This window comes from Sorangiineae bacterium MSr12523, assembly GCA_037157775.1.
GTDB lineage: Bacteria > Myxococcota_A > Polyangia > Polyangiales > Polyangiaceae > Pendulispora > Pendulispora brunnea.
In genome coordinates this window covers 101,573-118,497 of the sequence record CP089982.1, presented here as the reverse complement: position 1 = coordinate 118,497, position 16,925 = coordinate 101,573, and the positions used below count along the sequence as shown (strand labels likewise).

11 protein-coding genes are annotated in these 16,925 nt (G+C 62.4%); 8 read left to right on the top strand and 3 right to left on the bottom strand.

The window, feature by feature from the left end; translation table 11 throughout:
* The first annotated feature begins 42 nt into the window (after positions 1-42).
* From LZC95_00470 to LZC95_00450, 5 genes are all read left to right on the top strand, one after another.
* On the top strand, positions 43-345 hold the full coding sequence (locus LZC95_00470; protein ID WXA95313.1) for a helix-turn-helix domain-containing protein: 303 nt from the start codon (positions 43-45) through the stop codon (positions 343-345).
* Positions 346-447: 102 nt separating this feature from the next.
* Positions 448-2,853, top strand: a complete 2,406-nt coding sequence (locus LZC95_00465) for a DUF6351 family protein (protein WXA95312.1) — start codon at positions 448-450, stop codon at positions 2,851-2,853.
* Positions 2,854-3,186: 333 nt separating this feature from the next.
* Positions 3,187-4,389 (top strand): lytic transglycosylase domain-containing protein, encoded by a 1,203-nt coding sequence (locus LZC95_00460; protein WXA95311.1) that lies wholly within the window; start codon positions 3,187-3,189, stop codon positions 4,387-4,389.
* A 101-nt stretch (positions 4,390-4,490) separates the two neighbouring features.
* A complete protein-coding gene (locus LZC95_00455) occupies positions 4,491-5,330 on the top strand; it encodes a siderophore-interacting protein (protein ID WXA95310.1) in 840 nt (279 codons plus the stop codon).
* Between the two features lie 215 nt (positions 5,331-5,545).
* A complete protein-coding gene (locus tag LZC95_00450; GenBank protein WXA95309.1) occupies positions 5,546-6,631 on the top strand; it encodes an MFS transporter in 1,086 nt (361 codons plus the stop codon).
* Here LZC95_00450 and LZC95_00445 read toward each other — a convergent pair.
* Positions 6,618-8,552, bottom strand: a complete 1,935-nt coding sequence (locus LZC95_00445; protein ID WXA95308.1) for an ATP-binding protein — start codon at positions 8,550-8,552, stop codon at positions 6,618-6,620. The genes LZC95_00450 and LZC95_00445 overlap by 14 nt on opposite strands.
* A 127-nt stretch (positions 8,553-8,679) precedes the next feature.
* Here LZC95_00445 and LZC95_00440 point away from each other — a divergent pair, with 127 nt between their 5' ends.
* The gene (locus tag LZC95_00440) at positions 8,680-10,791 is read left to right on the top strand and encodes a peptidylprolyl isomerase (protein WXA95307.1); all 2,112 of its coding nucleotides are present in this window, start codon (positions 8,680-8,682) and stop codon (positions 10,789-10,791) included.
* Here LZC95_00440 and LZC95_00435 read toward each other — a convergent pair.
* Positions 10,764-12,005 (bottom strand): outer membrane protein assembly factor, encoded by a 1,242-nt coding sequence (locus LZC95_00435; GenBank protein WXA95306.1) that lies wholly within the window; start codon positions 12,003-12,005, stop codon positions 10,764-10,766. The two genes, LZC95_00440 and LZC95_00435, sit on opposite strands and share 28 nt — an antisense overlap.
* 188 nt (positions 12,006-12,193) lie before the next feature.
* Between LZC95_00435 and LZC95_00430 the strand changes: the two genes are divergently transcribed.
* Together LZC95_00430 and LZC95_00425 are read left to right on the top strand one after the other, a co-directional pair.
* Positions 12,194-14,788, top strand: a complete 2,595-nt coding sequence (locus tag LZC95_00430; protein WXA95305.1) for a hypothetical protein — start codon at positions 12,194-12,196, stop codon at positions 14,786-14,788.
* Between the two features lie 160 nt (positions 14,789-14,948).
* The gene (locus LZC95_00425; protein WXA95304.1) at positions 14,949-15,473 is read left to right on the top strand and encodes a hypothetical protein; all 525 of its coding nucleotides are present in this window, start codon (positions 14,949-14,951) and stop codon (positions 15,471-15,473) included.
* A gap of 78 nt (positions 15,474-15,551) precedes the next feature.
* On the opposite strand, the gene LZC95_00420 is transcribed toward LZC95_00425, so the two are convergent.
* Positions 15,552-16,868, bottom strand: coding sequence for an FG-GAP-like repeat-containing protein (locus LZC95_00420; GenBank protein WXA95303.1), 1,317 nt, complete (start codon positions 16,866-16,868; stop codon positions 15,552-15,554).
* Between the last annotated feature and the right edge of the window lie 57 nt (positions 16,869-16,925).

Here is a 16,925-nt window from a genome sequence, read left to right as displayed (position 1 = left end):
AGATGGGCTTGACACTAATTTGGCATTTGGCAAATTGTCAACGTGTCCATCGTCGTCGCAATCCGGGCCCTGGCCAACGAACGCAGGCTACAAATCCTCGAATGGCTCAAAGATCCGGAGGCCCATTTTCCTCCGCAGGTCGATGGCGATCTCGTCAAGGATGGGGTCTGCGGCATCTTCATCGCCGAAAAGCTCCGCGTCACACCCGCCACCGTGAGCGAGCACCTCAAGGTGCTCTCGCGCGCAGGGCTCGTACGCGCCAAGCGCATCAAGCAGTGGACGTTCTACAAACGGGACGAGGCACAGATTCGGAAGATCAAGGACGCGATCAAGCGGAGCATCTGAGCTCGAGCGGACATTTCATCCGCAGCCCGAAAAGTACCGCACCGGTAATCTTTTAAGAAAAATACCGAGCGCGGCGGCCATCTGGGTTGCCAGGGGTGAAGCATGATTCGATTCCGCGTCGATTTCTGCCTGCTCGCGCTTTGCAGCGCCTCGCTAACCCAATGTTCGGCAGAACCGTCATCGTCCTCGAGCGGTGTGTCGAAAGCGGACGCTCCAAACGGAGATGCGTCCAAGAGCGCCACCATCACCGAATATCGGGTCGAAGCGGATTACCACACGAGGAAAACACCGCCGCTCGGCGCGGGCGAATTCGAACTCGTCACCTTGTCCACCTTGCCCGAGACGGTGACCGGCGGGGATGTTCTCGTGGGACTTCGCGGTCTTGACGACGCCGATGAGGTCACGGTCACGCGAAACGGAACGGATGTCACGGCGGCCTTCGCGCACATGGGACGCGGCGAGGCGCGCGGCCTGGTGACGGGTTTGGAGCTCGGCGACACCCAATTGGTCGCCACGGCCCGTGGACCGGCCGGCGTACGACGCGCCGCACTCACGGTGAAGAACCATCCCGTCACGGGCCCGGTCCTCTCGGGGCCCCATCAGACGCCCTTCATTTGCCAAACCGAAGCCGCGGGCTTGGGCGCGCCGCTGGATACCAACTGCAGTGTGCAGACGCGTTACGAATGGTATTACCGCACAGCGCTCACACAACGGTACATCAAGCTAAGCGATCCTTTTGCTGCCTACCCCGCGGACGTGATGAAGACCGTCACGTCGACAGGCAAGGTCGTACCGTTCGTGGTCCGGCTGGAGTCGGCCACCATCAATCGAGGCATCACGCGCATCGCCGTGCTGGACGATCCCCATGCCCGCGGGCCGGGTGCCGCATTCGATGCAGGCACATGGAATCATCGCGTGTATTATGCATACGGAGCTTCGTGCGGAACGGGCTACCATCAGGGCACGAACGGCACCGCGGAGGTGCTCGGCGGATTGGGTGATCTGCTCGGGGTGGGGCAACGGCTCGCCAAGGGCGACGTGGTCGTGCACTCCACGCTGAGCAGCTTCGGCGTGCATTGCAACCCGCTGGTCAGCATCGAGACGGCCATGATGGTCAAAGAGCACGTCTCCGAGAGCTACGGCCTGATCGACGCCATGGTCGGCAGCGGTGTCTCGGGTGGCGCATTGCAGCAGTTCAATGCCATCAACAATGCACCGGGACTCCTCAGCGCCGCGCTTCCGGGCGCCACCTTCGCGGACATCCTCTCCACGGCCATGACCGTGGGCGACTGTGGCTTGCTGATTCATTATTACAATGGCCGCGGGTGGTACTGGGACCCCTTGAAGCGCGCTCTGGTGGAAGGGCACAATCTTCTCAGCGGCACACCGCTCAACAGCATTTGCCAGAGTTGGGTGACCACGTTCTTGCCCGTACTCGACGCGAAAAACGGGTGTGATGGCTCCGTTCCCAAGGAGCTGCGTTACGATCCGGTCACCAATCCGCACGGGGCGCGATGCACCTTGCAAGACGCCAATGTGAACCTCTTCGGGCGCGATCCGAAAACCGGCTTTGCCCGGCGTCCACTCGACAACATGGGTGTGCAATACGGGTTGGACGCATTCAACCATTTCGTGATCAGCGCCGCGGAATTTTTGGACCTCAATCGAAACATCGGTGGCTACGACATCGACGGCAACTACGTTCCCACCCGCATGAAAATGGACCCCGAGGTGGAGGCCATGACCTACCGCATCGGGGGTGTCGTGGGCCACGGAGCGATGGCCGAGACGCCGGTCATGGATCTCGCGCCGTACCTCGATTTGATTCCGCTGGCCAATATCCACGAGGCGGTGCGGCCATTCACCGTTCGCGCACGATTGCGCAAATACACTGGACAGGACGAGAGCCATAGCATCTGGCGCGGCATTGCCGTCCAGCCCGACGCATACCCCACGATGGAAACGTGGTTCCCTGCCCTGCGCGATCTGCCCTATGGCGCCGATCGGGTGGCCGCCATTGCAGCGAGCAAGCCGGCGGCCGCGGGGGATCGCTGCGTCATTTCGACCCTGGGCGGGAGACTGGAATTGCCCAATGTGCTTTTCGGGCCTCTGGGGCTCGCGCTGCCAATCTTGCCGGGACTGCCGCTGCTGAATATCACCGTACCGCTGAAGATCGATATCCCAGAGGACTTCGACTCGGGTCTGGGAGCGTGCTCGACCCTATTGCCGGTCACGCGCACACCGCGCATGGTCGCCGGCATGCCGATGACCGACGACGTAATTCGGTGTCAGCTCAAACCGCTCGATCGAGCCGATTACAAAGGCTTCATGACCGACGCACAATTTGCCGAGCTCCAATCGATTTTCCCGGATGGAGTGTGCGACTACGCGAAGCCCGCAGCCGGCGCCGTCGACAAGAGCCTTCTTTGGCCGTCCATTGGCGGTGCGACATTGCACGAGCCCACGGAACTCAAATACTGGGTCGGCCGTTCACGACCAGTTCCTTAACTCCGCTTCATTCTCTCGAATCCATTTCATTCAATGGATGGATCGCGACACGCCGCGAGTCGCGATCCATCACGAATTTGCCAGTGTGCGCGCTATCCCACTTGGTACAGTGGATCGCGTTCGCCCCATCCAATGCGATTTGCCGACCGTGAACATGGAAAGCACCGGTTGCCTGCGTGATTTCGCAATGAGCCTAATTTGCGGTCGATCGGCGCCACATCCGTAGAGCTCACGGTCCAAGGCGCGTCGGTATGCAATGTGCTGAAGGAAGTCCCAACTACGGATTCTTCGTCGAAAGGGACTTACATGACACACCGCAAAAGATTGTCGGCTTTGGGAATCTTTTCTTGTCTTGCCCTCCTTCCTCTGCTTGCCGCAGGGTGCGCGGGTTCCTCCGAGCGCGACGATGACAACGCGGTGGACGAAGAAGAGCAGGCACCGCTCTCGTTCGGCCTTGCCAGCGAAGACCGTCAGATGCCCATCAACGAGCCGATTCAATTGGCCGTGGTGGCCAAAGATCCCAATGTGCAGCGCGTTCGCTTCAGCCTCGATGGCAAAGAACTCGATGTCTGCGACGCCGCGGACAAAGAAGACGATTGCAGGCTTGGAAATCTGTTTCGCTTCACCACGATTTTCAAGGAGCCAGGCAAGCACACCATCGGTGCGACGTACGAGGGGCCCGGCGGCCAGGTGAGCGCCTCGCAGGTCGTCGACATCGTCGAAACGCTGACCCCGGAGCCGGAGATCTCCGATGTGGACACCTCGGAGGATGCCCTTGCGGCCGCCGCCGCAGGACGCGGGTACCTCGATCCGGACAAGGCGTCGCACAACATTTTCGGCGGGGTGAAGTGGAGTGTGAAGGGCCAGAAGGTCGTGGTGGGCAGCCCGCCGGGGAATGCCACCACCGCGGCGAAGAATTGCATGGCCAAGTATGGCGCCTCGGTTCGTAAGTGGGGCGACAAGTACAAGATTTCGCGCGGCAGCATCGTGGCCACGGCCATCACCGAATCGAACTGCACCAACCCCGCGGGCTCGAGCGACGGGCTTTCCTCGGGCCCGATGCAGGTCACCGCGTCGACGTGTGCATCGATCACCGGCCTGTCGAAGGCGACGTGCCGCACGCGCATGCATAGCAACCCGGATTTCTCCTTCGAGGTGGGCGTGCGCTACATGGCCTCCTCGTACCAAGTGAACCAGCACAAACACGATCCGCCGAAGATCGCGGCCGCCTACAACGCGGGCTCGCTGCGGCGATCGTCGGCGAACCGCTGGCATATGGTGGTGACGGGCAATCACATCGAGCGATTCGTGGGCGGCTACAATGGATACCGTGCGTGGGAGGCCTCGGTGAAGGCCGGCGCGCTCACCGCCGACGAACCCGGCGCCGAGCTGGCCTTCGACGGCGAGCACGTGGCCAAGACGTCGGACCTGCCCAGGGACGCGAAGGATGGTCAGGTCTACTTCGTTGGCGATTGGTTCACGCGCGACGGAGGCTTCTACGAGTTCCACGACGGGAAGTGGACCGCGTCGGAGTAAACGCAGAAACCGCCAGGGGCCTCTCCTGCCCTGGCGGTTTTCTTTTTCTGTCTAAATGAAAACGATTTGCATTTTCATCAACGCCATGGCAGACCACTGGCATGACGCAAACCTTGTCGTCGCAGCCTTCGCCCCGGCCCCCCACGGTCCGCTTTCGCACGGTGCGCGTTCGGCGCATTCAGACGATGACGCCGCACATGTTGCGCATCACGCTGGGCGGTGAAGCGATTTCCGATCTCGTCACGTACGGGAACGACCAGCACATCAAACTTTATTTCCAGAGGCCCGGCGTCAAGCTGCCGGAGCCTTTCACGTCCGAGACGTTCATGGCCCTGCCCCGCAGCCAGCGGCCCACGTTGCGTACGTACACGATTCGCGAACACCGGCCCGCGGAAGGTGAAATCGACATCGACTTCGTCCTTCACGAAGACGCCGGGCCCGCGTCCCATTGGGCGAGAAATGCCAAATTGGGCGACAGTTTGACCTTCGCCGGGCCGCGCGGAGCGTACCAGGTCGATCGCCAGCTCGATGCGCTCTGGCTCGTGGCCGATGAAACGGGGTTGCCCGCCGCATTTGCCATTCTGGAAACGCTGCCCCCTGGCGTGTATGCGCAAGCCTTTTTCGAAGTCGACAACGTGCGCGAAGAGCAGCCGCTGAACACCCGCGCGAACGTCAATGTCGTTTGGGTTTACCGCCACGGCGTCCCGCCCGGCGAAAGCGATGTCCTCCTCGATGCCGTGCGCAACACCACGCTTCCCGCGGGCAAGGTCGCGGCATGGGTGGCGTGCGAAATGTCCGTTGCGCGCTCGCTACGACATCACCTGACCGAGGTGCGGGGCATTCCCAACGATCGCGTCAAGTGGGTTGGCTATTGGGAGCGCGGGCAAAGCGAGGACGACGCCTACGATGAAGCGCAGCGCGCCGCCCAAGCCAAAGGTTAACGCGAGTTAAGCTTGCCCGACCGGATCCGCGATTCCCACTTCCCGCGGGGAAATCTCCACCTATCTTCAATCGGGTGTCATCCCGTGTATCCGCTGCGACCGTCGACGAAGCGGTCGAGTCCGCTCGCAATGAGCCATCCCTGTTTGCGCTCCTTGCGGTCTCAGCAGGACTGATCGCAGCGAATCTTTATTACAATCAGCCGCTTCTCGCCGGCATGGCGGACTCGTTTCAGGTCACGCCGCGCGCCGTTGCAGGCATCCCTACCCTCACACAACTCGGCTACGGCCTGGGGATGCTGCTGCTCGTGCCGCTGGGCGATCGCTTCGAGCGCAGTCGCCTCATCGTCGGCATGACCGCGGTGGCGTCTTTCGCATTGATTGGCGTGGCGCTCGCGCCGAATCTCTTTTGGCTCACCTTGGGGTGCCTGGTGCTCGGGCTTGCGTCGATGGCGCCGCAGCTCATCGTCCCTTATGCCGCGGGTGCGGGCCCCGCCTCGCAACGCGGGCGCGCCGTCGGTACGGTGATGGCCGGGCTGATCGTCGGTATCCTGCTTTCGCGCGCCGTGAGCGGCTTCGTGGGCGGACACTATGGCTGGCGTGCCATGTACGGCCTCGCCGCGGCCATCATGGCCGTGCTCGCGGTGGTTCTGCGCGCGCGCCTGCCCAAGCAAGCACCGGAGAACCCGGTGCCGCTGGCCACCGTGTACACGTCGCTCGCCACCATCGTGCGCACGCAGCCGGTGTTGCGCCTGCACGCGGTCATCGGGGCGCTCACCTTCGGTTCATTCAGCATCTTCTGGACGACCCTCTCCTTTCACCTCGCCGCTCCGCCGCATCACTTGGGAAGCGACGTCGTGGGGCTCTTCAGCATCGTCGGCGTGGCGGGTGCGCTGGCGGCGAACGTCGCGGGGCGCTTCGCCGATCGCCATGATCCGCGCATCATGAATGCCATCGCCATGGTCGTCATCGTATTGGCGTTCGTCGTCTTTGGTTTCCTCGGGCACTCCCTTCTTGGCATTGGCCTGGGCGTCATTTTGCTCGACGTCGGCGTGCAGGCGAATCAAATATCCAATCAGGCACGGATTTACGCTCTCGATCCGAATCTGCGCAATCGCCTCAACACCGTGTACATGTCCACGTATTTCGCGGGTGGCGCAGCCGGCTCGCTGCTTGGCTCGTATGCATGGACGCACGGCGGCTGGACCAGTGTTTCCCTGGCCGGCGGGGCGCTTGGCCTCTTGGCGCTGCTCGTCTTTGGTGCGGTCACCTCGTTGGGAAAACGCGTCGCTACGAATCGGTGAGGCGGCCGGCCAAGTTGGCCACCATCATCACCAGCTCTCCCGGCTCCACGGGCTTGGCCAAATGCAATTGATAGCCCGCGAAAAAGGCTTTCCGCGCATCCTGCCCGCGGGCATACGCCGTCAGCGCAATGGCCGGTGTGCGCCCGCCCTTGTCCTCGGGCAACGCACGCAGTTGCCGCATGAAGGCATATCCATCGACCTCGGGTAGTCCGATATCGCTGACCACCACGTCGGGGCGAAACTCCTTCACGTGCTCGAGCGCCTCGTGCGCCGATCCTGCAACGCGCACGAGCGCTCCGGCTGCCTTCATCACGTGAAACAGCAAATCGCGCGCATCTTGATCGTCCTCGCAGGCCACGACTCGGAGGCCCTCGAGCACCTTCTTCGTGCCTGCTCCTGCAGGCGTCGAACGCGGCGGCACGGCATCGGTCGCGGGCGTCTTCGCGCCCGTGTCGCGTACGGCCGGCACGGGCAGATGCATCACGAAGCGCGATCCCGTCCCCTCACCCTCGCTGTGCGCGCGAATGGTGCCGCCGTGCAGCTCGACGAGGTACCGAACGATGGCGAGCCCCAACCCCAGCCCGCGCTCCGCCCGCGTGGTCGACGTATCGGCCTGACGAAACCGCTCGAAGATATGCGGCAAGAACGCCGGTTCGATTCCGCGCCCGGTGTCGATGACCTGCACCTCGAACGACGAGCCATGCTGCTCGAGCCGCACTTGGATGGAGCCTTCGTTTGGCGTGAACTTCAGTGCATTGGAAAGCAGATTCCAGAGAATCTGCTGCAGCCGATCCGCATCCCCGTAGAACGGGCATGGGTCGACGCCAATGCGTGTTTCGATGCGGATGTCTTTGGCCTGTGCCGTCGGCGCGACCACCTCCAGCGCCGAGCGGATCACGCTCGCGAGATCGATCGGGTGGCGCTCGATTTTCAGCTTTCCGGTGATGATGCGCGACATGTCGAGGACATCCTCGATGAGGCGCCCCTGCGAGCGCGCATTGCGCTCGATGGTATCGAGGGCCTTGGCCACGTCGAGGCTGGGATCCACCCGCATCATGGAGGCCCAGCCCAGGATGGCGTTGAGCGGTGTGCGCAATTCGTGCGACACCGTGGCCAGGAACTCGTCCTTCATGCGGCTCTGCGACACCTCGCGTTCGAGCGCTTCCCGCAAGCGCTTTTCCAGGTCCTTCCGCCGTTCGATTTCGCTTTCGAGGGCGCGCGCCCGTTGCTGCAACATGCCAATCTCGCGCAACCGCGCCTCGGAACCATCGAGACCGGAATAACTCTCCGTGGGAAACACGTGCGAGTGGCGACTGCACACGTCCTCGAAGGCCGTGACATCCGCGACCTTCTGAAAACTCGACATGGAGTAACCGCACAGCAGCGAAAACGAGTGCACCGCGGCCAACTCATTCCACATTTCTTCGAGCCGTACGGCCCCCAGTGGATTACCTGCCTGGCACAACACGTCGACCATTTCGCCAAAGATGCGAAGCTTCGCGTCCTTGCGTCGGCAGAGCGTCGTTTCGATGAGTCGGCCCACCTCGTTTTCGAAAAGATCCTTGTCGGGCATCGACCCGACCATGAAACGCGAGAGCAGCTCGTGCGCATCGAGCAGCGTCAGCTGGTTGCTCTCGCAAAGGAGCTGCACGTCGAAACCCCGGGCGGCGAGGCTTCGCTGGAATGCGTCGCGATGCGTCGGAACGGCAACGACGATGAGCGAATCCCCCTCCGAAAGACCACCGCCCAAGAACTGGAGCATGGTGTCATTGAGGAATTCATCCTGGTCGTAAAACTGAACGACGTGTCCGAAACCGGCCCCGTTCGTCAGAAACGCGGCTCGCCCATCGTCGAACGAAAGCAACGAGCGCGGGACTCCACCATCGAGCTCGAACTTGCCCCCCGATGCACGTACGGTCATTGCCAACGAAACTTTGGTCAGGGGACCTCGGGGGTCAAGAATTTGTCCGCCTCAGGTCTGCCTTGTCAGCGACACATTGACGATCCATAAGCAGAGACTCGGCAGAGCTTACTAGGAGATAGCCTTCATGATTCGATCCCGTTTTTCGTTCGCGCCCGCGCTTTCTGGTCTCGTGGCCTGTATGGCGCTCGCAGCCTGTAGCGGTGCGCCGGACGATGCGACCCAAGCCGCTTCGAGGCAAGGCATCGCGACGAGCTCTCTGTCGTTCGGCGATGCGCGCGCGGCAATCCAGCGCGTGCGGGAAATCGAGGACCATCGTCTTTTGGACAACGCGGAGCTCCGCACTTACTTGCAGAGTACAACCGCATCCGTGGCGGAGGCGGCGGCCATTGCTGCGGGGCGCATTGGCGATGCGGCGTACACGCCTGCGGTGCTGGCGCTCCTCGATGCGGGCGATGCACGCGTGCGGGCTGCGGCGGGCACGGCGTTGGGGCTGCTCGGGGGCGCGGGCGTGGAGGCGGCGCTGGTCGACCACCTGGCCAACGAATACGACGGCAAGGCAAAGGCACAGATGCTCTTGGCCCTGGGCCGAAAAGGCACCTCGGCGTCGCTGGCCACGTTGACCGCGGCGCTCACGGGTGTCGAAGAGTCCGAAGTTCAGGCTGCCGCGGCCGAGGCATTGGGCGTGCTCGTGCGTTCGGGTGTGGCGTTCGGGAAGAACGACGCGGTCGTTGCGCGGTTGATTCAATTCGCGGGAACGCACCCGTTCGCGCGAGCGACCGCCTCGGCGTATGCGCTCTCCGGGCTTGCTGGGCAAAGGGTGGTGTTGCCGGAGTCGGATGTGTTGTCGGCCTTCGCCGCCTCGCCCTCGGCGAGTGCGCGTGCGTTCTTGGCACGCGTGCTGTCGGTGATCGGATCGCAAGCCGCCCTCGATGCGCTGGCACACGGCATCGCCCACGACGAGGATGCGCACGTGCGAAGCGACGATTGCCGCTGGATTGCCCGCGCAGGGGCCACCCCCGCCGTGCTGGATGCGCTCGGTGCCGCGCTTCGCGATCCTTCGCCCGAGGTCGTGGTTGCATCGGCCACGGCGATCGCGACCTTGGGGTCGGCCGCGGCGTCGCTCCTGCCGGCGCTGACCGCGCTGTACGATGGCTCGCACTCCGATTGGGTGCGCAGCACGATGCTCACGACCTTGGTGGCGCTCGATCCGGCGAGCGCGCGCAGCCGGGTCGAGTCAGGGCTCTCCGACGCGTGGCCGGTGCGTCTCGCCGCCATTCCGGCTCTGGCGACGTTGAGCTCCGACGACGATGTCGCGCAGCTCGTTCGCATCGCGGGCGAGTCGGACAAGCGCTCGGCGTACGCGGCCATCGAGGCCATTGCCACGTTGGATCCCTCGCGCTCGACGCCCGAGATGAAAGAGCGATTGCGCGGGGTGCTGGCGAATCCCGATTTCGAAACGATTTCCGCGGTGGCCGACGCCGTCGTCGTATTGAATTGGACCGACTTCGCCAACGATTTTCGCGGGCTTTACGACGCATTTCCCGGCGGCGCCAATTTGAATGGCCGCATGGCCGTTCTGTACGCGCTCGGGAAAATTGGCGACACGTCCGACGTTCCCTTGTTCGAGCGGGGATTGCGCGACGACGAGCAACTCGTCTCGCAAACGGCCGCCGACGCATACAAGGCCATCACCGGCGTGGATGCGAGCGACCGCGTGCGCAAAGCCAGCATGGTCCGCACGGCGACGCCGTCGGCGTGGGAGATGGAGCGGGCCGTCTCGTCGTTCGTGTACATGGAGACCACGCGCGGCCCCATCGTGATGCGCATGCTGCGCGAGGCACCGCTCAGCGCGACCAACTTCGTGCGGCTTGCGCGCTCGGGCTTTTACGATGGATTGTCGTACCACCGCGTGGTGCCCAACTTCGTCGCCCAGGGCGGCGATCCACGGGGCGACGGCTTCGGCGGCTCGGAAGATCTGGTGCGCGAGGAGATTTCCCGCGTCCCGCACCGCCGCGGCACCGTGGGCATGGCCACGCAGGGCAAGGACACGGCCTCGTCGCAGTTCTTCATCAACCACGGTTGGAACGTAGGCCTCGATGGGCGCTACACCGTTTTTGCCGAGGTCATCTTCGGCATGGACGCGGCCGATCGGCTCGAAGTGGGCGACACCATCATCCGCACGTGGGTGCTCCCCGGGCTGCCGTTTGGTCAGAATATCTCGCCCATCGTGAAGTAGCCGCCCACCGGCGTCGCGTCGGGCGACCACGCGACGTCGGCGCGCAGCACGAAGTTCTTGCCCTGCCGAAGGCGCAGCCCCCCACCTGCGCCATATTTTAGGCCTAGGCCGGTGCCATCGAGCTCGGGGTGCGAGCGACCGAGCTCGGTCCAGACGCGCCCCGCATCGAAAAAGGCGGCCACGCCGAAGGCAAAGGGCTTCTTGAAGAGCCGAAAGTCGAAAAGCTTCGCGCGGACTTCGAAATTGCCGAAGACTTTGACCTTTCCGTAATAGCGCTGCCCCGGCACACCGCGCACGCCGTTCGAGCCGCCGAGGGCGAACGTATCCTCGAAACGCGCAAGCTCGTAAAAAGGCACGTCGCCGAATTGAACGTCGCCCACGAGCCGCGAGGCCACGACGATGCGCGAACCAATGGGCAAATATCCGCGCGCGGTGAGATTCACCTGGCCATAACGATACGGCATACTTTCGATTCCACCGGGGCTGAGTCGCAGCTTGATCTGATGAAACATGCCCCGCGTGGTGTGGATCTCGTGATCGCGCGTATCGAGGATGACGCCGTATTCGAAGAGATCCACCGCATGCGAGCGCGTGTCCCGGAGGATCTGGCGCACGTCGGCGGAGCCGCGCGCCATGTCCGCGGAAAGCTTGGAATCGGGTGAGACCTCCAATTCGTTGTAGGTGAGAGAGTTCCCCAGCAAAAGGAAGAATCCCCCGCCGAGCCGCAACCTCGCGCGCACGAGCATGGTGGGGTGCATGCGCCCATATTGGTAATAATCGGAGCCGGCATCGTCGGGTCCGCCCGGCGCGGGCGCCAGCGAAGCATTGCCGATTCCGTAATAGCGCTGCACCATCTCCCGGGTGAACGATGGCCGGATCTCCAGGCGGAGGGCCTCCCCGAAGAGATGAGGCAAGGTCAACTTGGCATAGTAGTCCTGATAGGGCAATTCTACGGCGGATTCGCGCGGGTCGACCTTGAAGGTCGCGAGGACATTGGCTTCGAGCCTCCATAGATACGGCGCGCGGTGCGGGGCCAGCCGGGTCACCGCGGCGAGCGCACCGCCGACGATCCCAATGTCGCTGCTGCCGCCGATGATGGGCGCGGCATTGAAGTCCGTTTTGGATTCCTCGACGGCCTCCTGCGCGGGCGCGCGCCGCGCAACGAGCATGGTAACGAGAAGGAGCAATAGGACGATAGCGTACCGTCGACGCATGGATGGCCGGCACCATCGCAAGGCTCCGGCCAATGCGCGCGATGCGCGAAAATGATGAGGCAAGTAACGGCCGTGTGTGGCAATCGTGCGATGTTGGGCATTTTGCCCCCATGGCTGCGGCGACGTGCATTTCACGGCCCTTTTCCGCGCGATCCATCGCTGGGCCAGGGAAATGCATATCGCTGGGCGTGAAACGACGTGAAGCAGCGAACCCCAAGAAACACCGGCCCCTTTGGCGGCGTCTCCTACGCGGAGGACTCACCCTCGCCGCGTCGCTGTGGGTGCTTTACGCCGTCGCCATGAACGTGTTCCTCTCGACGTCGCTGTTCGATAAGGTCATCAACCAGGACCCCGAAAGCATCGACATTCACTATCGCCGGGGGTGGTCGTTCTGGCCGGGGCACATTCACGCGCGCGATCTGTCGATTCGCGGCAAGGACAGCAACGTCGAATGGATCCTGCGGCTCGATCGGGTCGAATTCGGTGTCTCGTTTTGGGGCCTGACGAAACAACGCTTCGATGTCTCGTATGCGCACGGTCGGGGCATTTCGTTTCGCCTGCGACAGCGCCTCGACGCGCCTCCAAAGACGCCCGAGGAGGTCGCCGACCTGCCGCCCATTCCAGGCTTTCTCGCGTACTCCGTGCGGCCGCCCAAGGTGGAGAGCCCCGATGTGTGGGACGACGCGCAGTACCATTTGTGGCAGCCGCACCTGGAGGACGTCATCGCCGAGGACGTGCGGGAGGTCTGGATCGATAGCCACCGCTTCGAGGGGCTCTCGCGGATCACCGGGCGCTTTCACTTGATTCCCATTCGCTCGGTGGATATCGGGCCGGTGCAGGTCGCCGTTCACGAGGGAAGGGCCATGCGCGGCCGGACGATTCCCACTTTGGAGGGCCTCGACGGAAGCACCGCCACGGTGACCGTCGCACGATTCGACCCGCGCACCGCGACCGGTGATGACATCGTCCACGCCGTCGATGCCGATATCGACGCGCGCGGGCACTGCCCGGATCTTTCGCGGCTGCCGTTTGGTTCACCCGGGGGCGTGAGTATCCACGGCGTCGGCGAGCTGAACGCGTTTTCATTGCATGTGCAACGCGGTGTCATGAAGGAGGGAAGCCGCATCGACGTGCACACGCAGCCCGCCGTGGTGACGAAAGAGAATCATCATTTCACCGGGGATATGGCCATCACGGGCGAGGTCCGAGATCGATTGCGCCTACGAATCGACGTGCCGCGGCTCGAGGTGTCACGCGGGAAGCACATTCCGGCGAAAGGCAAACCGGGATTCGGTCACGCGAAAAGGCTGGTGGTGACGGGCGACTCGGGCGAGCTCGATCTGACGCACCCCTTGACCGATGCGCACATCGCGGTGGAGGCCCCCGACGTTGCGCTGCCGGACGTGCGGGCGTTGGCGGACTATTTGCCAAAGCGATCGCAATTCGTCATTCATGGCGGCCGCGTCCAGGCCAGCGCACACGCCGAGGGATGGCTGGCCGCTGCCAAGGCAACGGTGCGGGCGAAGATCCGCACGGCCGACGTCGACGTCTACGCGCCCAACTTGCGCCTTCGCGGTTCGCCGGCCCTCACCACCGACGCCGGCATCGAGCGCGGGGCGGCCCATGGGACGCTCGATGTGGAGGCGGCGCGATTGGCAGCGTCATACCGCGATCTCGAGATGAACGGCCGCGTGCATGCCCGGGTGACCGTGCCCGCCTTTTCCCTGGACGGCCGCAGGCTGGCCAAGGCACGCGCCCAGGTTGACGTGATCGGCGCGTCGCTGTCGCAGGCGCGTCTCGATGACAAAGCGTTCCACGTTCGAGGCAACGTCACGGCCAGCGCCGACGTGAGCCAGTGGAATCTCGTGCGGAATACCATGCGCGTGGATGCGGCCAAGGCAACGGTTTCGGATGTGGAGGGCGGCTTTCGTCGCAATCGGTCGGACTTTCGCGCCAATCGCGTCGCCATCCAGGCGCAGGTGCCAAGGCTGGATTGGAATGAGCCGTCCCTGGATGCGATGGATGCGCGCCTGCACGTGGACGGCGCGGAGATCCCCGACCTGCGCACATTCAATGCGGTCCTTCCGACCGGAAACATGTTGGCCATCGAATCGGGACGGGCCTTGCTGTCTGGAGATATGGATCTTCGCGAAGGCGAGCTGCCTGGGCAAGGTCAGATCCATCTCCAGCTTTCACGTGCGGGTATTCGCTTCCACGAAACGCGCCTCACCGGTGACTATGACATCACTGCGCAGATTCAACGCTATGTCCCGGAACGCCATATCGACTTGACCGGCACGCGCATCCATATGCGCAACGTCGAAGTCACCCACGCCACGACAGAGACGTCACACTGGTCGGGTGACGCCCTGTTTCAGGAGGCCCTCGTTCGACTGGGCCAAAAGCCTGGATTCGAGGGCCAATTCTCCCTCGATGCCCGTGACGCTAGCCCTTTGCTGGCCATCGTTCTACGCGACTCCTTACCGAAGTTGTTCGCCGGCCTCACCCATATGCCGCACCTTTGGGGATCGTCCCAGTTTTCCGCCACCCCCGACCACCTCGCTTTCCGCAACGTCGACGCTCGTGGTGGTGATCTAGCGATCCATGGATTTTATGTGACCAGGGAAAAGGAACGCCATGGCGCATTCATCGTCGAAAAAGGGCCATTTTCCGCGGGTGTCGGGCTCGGCAACGATGGTGCATACGTCCATCTCTTCGAGCTCGATGACTGGCTTCAGAAGGAAAAACAATCGGTCATCCGACTCCTCCAAGGCGCCGAATAGCATGCGCGCGCATTTGCGCGCGCGGGTGTAATCTTATGAAAAGAATACAAGATCACTCCCCACCATTTTTTTGTGCATGCTCCGGCGGCTTTGGGCGCACTGTGCCCTCGGGCAGATATTCCCGACATTGGAACCACCTCAGCCTAACTAGGGAGCCGCTATGAAAACGCGCTTGCTTCTCATCGCCCTCATCACGGCCATCGCCGGAATGGGCACATCCCTCGCCGCCTGCAGCAGCGACGACGACTCGAACAACGGCGGCGGGAACGACGCCGGCAAAGACACCTCCCCCCCTGGGAACGACTCGGGCGGCAACAGCGGCGCGACGTTTACGCAGGTCTATGATCAGGTCATCTCTCAAAAGTGCACGAGCTGCCACGCCGAGACGTTTCCCGACGGCGGTCCAAGGACGCCCGCCGGGGGCCTGCTCCTGAAACCGAAGGCCACCGCACACCAGAACTTGGTTGATAAGACGGCACCGGGAGGCGCCTGCAAAACCGGCGACGCCGGGACAGCAAACATCAAGCTCGTTGCCCCCAACGATTCTGAAAACAGCCTTCTCTCCAAGAAGATTCGTCCGAACCCGCCCTGCGGCGGGCAGATGCCATTGAACAAGCCCGCGCTCTCTGACTCGGAAGTTGAGTTGATCGATTCGTGGATAGAGAACGGAGCCAAGGATAACTGACGACCTTTTCAAATCGCGCGAGCGGCGTCGACGCCGCTCGCACGATGCACTAACGATTGCAACCGGCCTGGCCCGATCTCAGCGACTGCACCCTGTTCGCAGGAAAACGTTCAGCGCACCAGGGTAGTTCGTCACGGCGAAGTCAATCTTACCGTCGCCGTTGAAGTCGCCCACGTTTGGATTACTTGGCCCAATCAGATTACCATACGGAATTTGAGACTGGAACGTACCGTCCCCATTTCCGATTAGCAAGCTGATGCTGGTTTCCTCGGAATTCGCCGTAAGCAGATCGGGTTTCCCGTCACCATCGAGGTCTCCGGTCGTTGGAACGGGGCCCGTTCCAACAGAATACGGGACAGCAGACGAGAGCGCACCGTTTCCAGTCGCAAGAAGAACCTTCAGGTTATTGTCATAAAATCCGACAGCCAAGTCCGATTTCCCATCGCCGTTGAAGTCCCCGACGGTCGATGGGTACGGCGCTTCTCCTAGATCATATCCAAAAGCTTTCTGAAAGGCACCGCTTCCATTTCCCAACAGGATGCTCATCGTGTGATCGCGCTGTGTGTACAGCCCAATATCTCGCTTACCATCCCCATTGTAGTCGCCTGACAAAACACCGTTGGGGGACTGCGAAATCGCCGTATTGATACCAGACTGGAACGTCCCGTCTCCATTTCCCAGCAGGACACTCAGATTGCCTGTTTCATCCGAGACGACGAGATCCAGTTTGCCGTCACCACTGTAGTCCTGTGGCGCGCTCTTGCAGAATGCATTGCCAGTCGAGAAGGTTGCACCACGCTCGAATGTTCCGTCACCTTTGCCCAGCAGAATACTTACTCCAGCTGAACCACTTTCATTGGTCGTGACAACGATATCGACTTTTCCGTCATTGTTCACATCGCCCGTATTAAACGAAGAGACCCTAGTATCGAGCGCATCTCCCGGAACGTTTCGGAATGTTCCGTCGCCATTTCCAAGCCAAACAGACGGATGCCGCAAGTCATCTGTGAACACGACATCAGCGTTGCCGTCGCGATTGAAATCCGAGGCGATCAGGGCGCCAACCTTCGCATTCAATGCGACGGGCGCGAGCGGCGCAAAAAGCGCCGACGTGCAGCCCGAAAAATTGATATCCGCAGAGTTGTAGTAGTCCCCGACTTGAGCCTTGATTGTCTTTTTCTCGACAAACGTCGACGAGATCGTCGCGGTCACCACACCGTCATCGTTGGTCACGCTGTTGGGGATCACGATTCGAGTGCCTTTGCCACTCGATGTGAGGATCACTTGCTGCCCCTTCCATGGCTGACCGTTCTCCGGATTCCTGAACTTGACGGTGACCGTCGCCACCGATGTTGCGTCGGCGGGGACGCTTGGTGGGTCGATGGTGACCGTCATGTAAGGTGAAGGCGTCGGCAAGATCGACCTGTCACCACCGGCGTCTCGTTGCGCGTT

Excerpts from the sequence above, each read along its gene's own strand:
- LZC95_00465 (WXA95312.1), top strand. The coding sequence starts at position 448 with ATGATTCGATTCCGCGTCGATTTCTGCCTGCTCGCGCTTTGCAGCGCC.
- LZC95_00455 (WXA95310.1), top strand. The coding sequence starts at position 4,491 with ATGACGCAAACCTTGTCGTCGCAGCCTTCGCCCCGGCCCCCCACGGTC.
- LZC95_00450 (WXA95309.1), top strand. The coding sequence starts at position 5,546 with ATGGCGGACTCGTTTCAGGTCACGCCGCGCGCCGTTGCAGGCATCCCT.
- LZC95_00445 (WXA95308.1), bottom strand. The coding sequence starts at position 8,552 with ATGACCGTACGTGCATCGGGGGGCAAGTTCGAGCTCGATGGTGGAGTC.
- LZC95_00440 (WXA95307.1), top strand. The coding sequence starts at position 8,680 with ATGATTCGATCCCGTTTTTCGTTCGCGCCCGCGCTTTCTGGTCTCGTG.
- LZC95_00435 (WXA95306.1), bottom strand. The coding sequence starts at position 12,005 with ATGCGTCGACGGTACGCTATCGTCCTATTGCTCCTTCTCGTTACCATG.
- LZC95_00425 (WXA95304.1), top strand. The coding sequence starts at position 14,949 with ATGAAAACGCGCTTGCTTCTCATCGCCCTCATCACGGCCATCGCCGGA.
- LZC95_00420 (WXA95303.1), bottom strand. The coding sequence starts at position 16,868 with ATGACGGTCACCATCGACCCACCAAGCGTCCCCGCCGACGCAACATCG.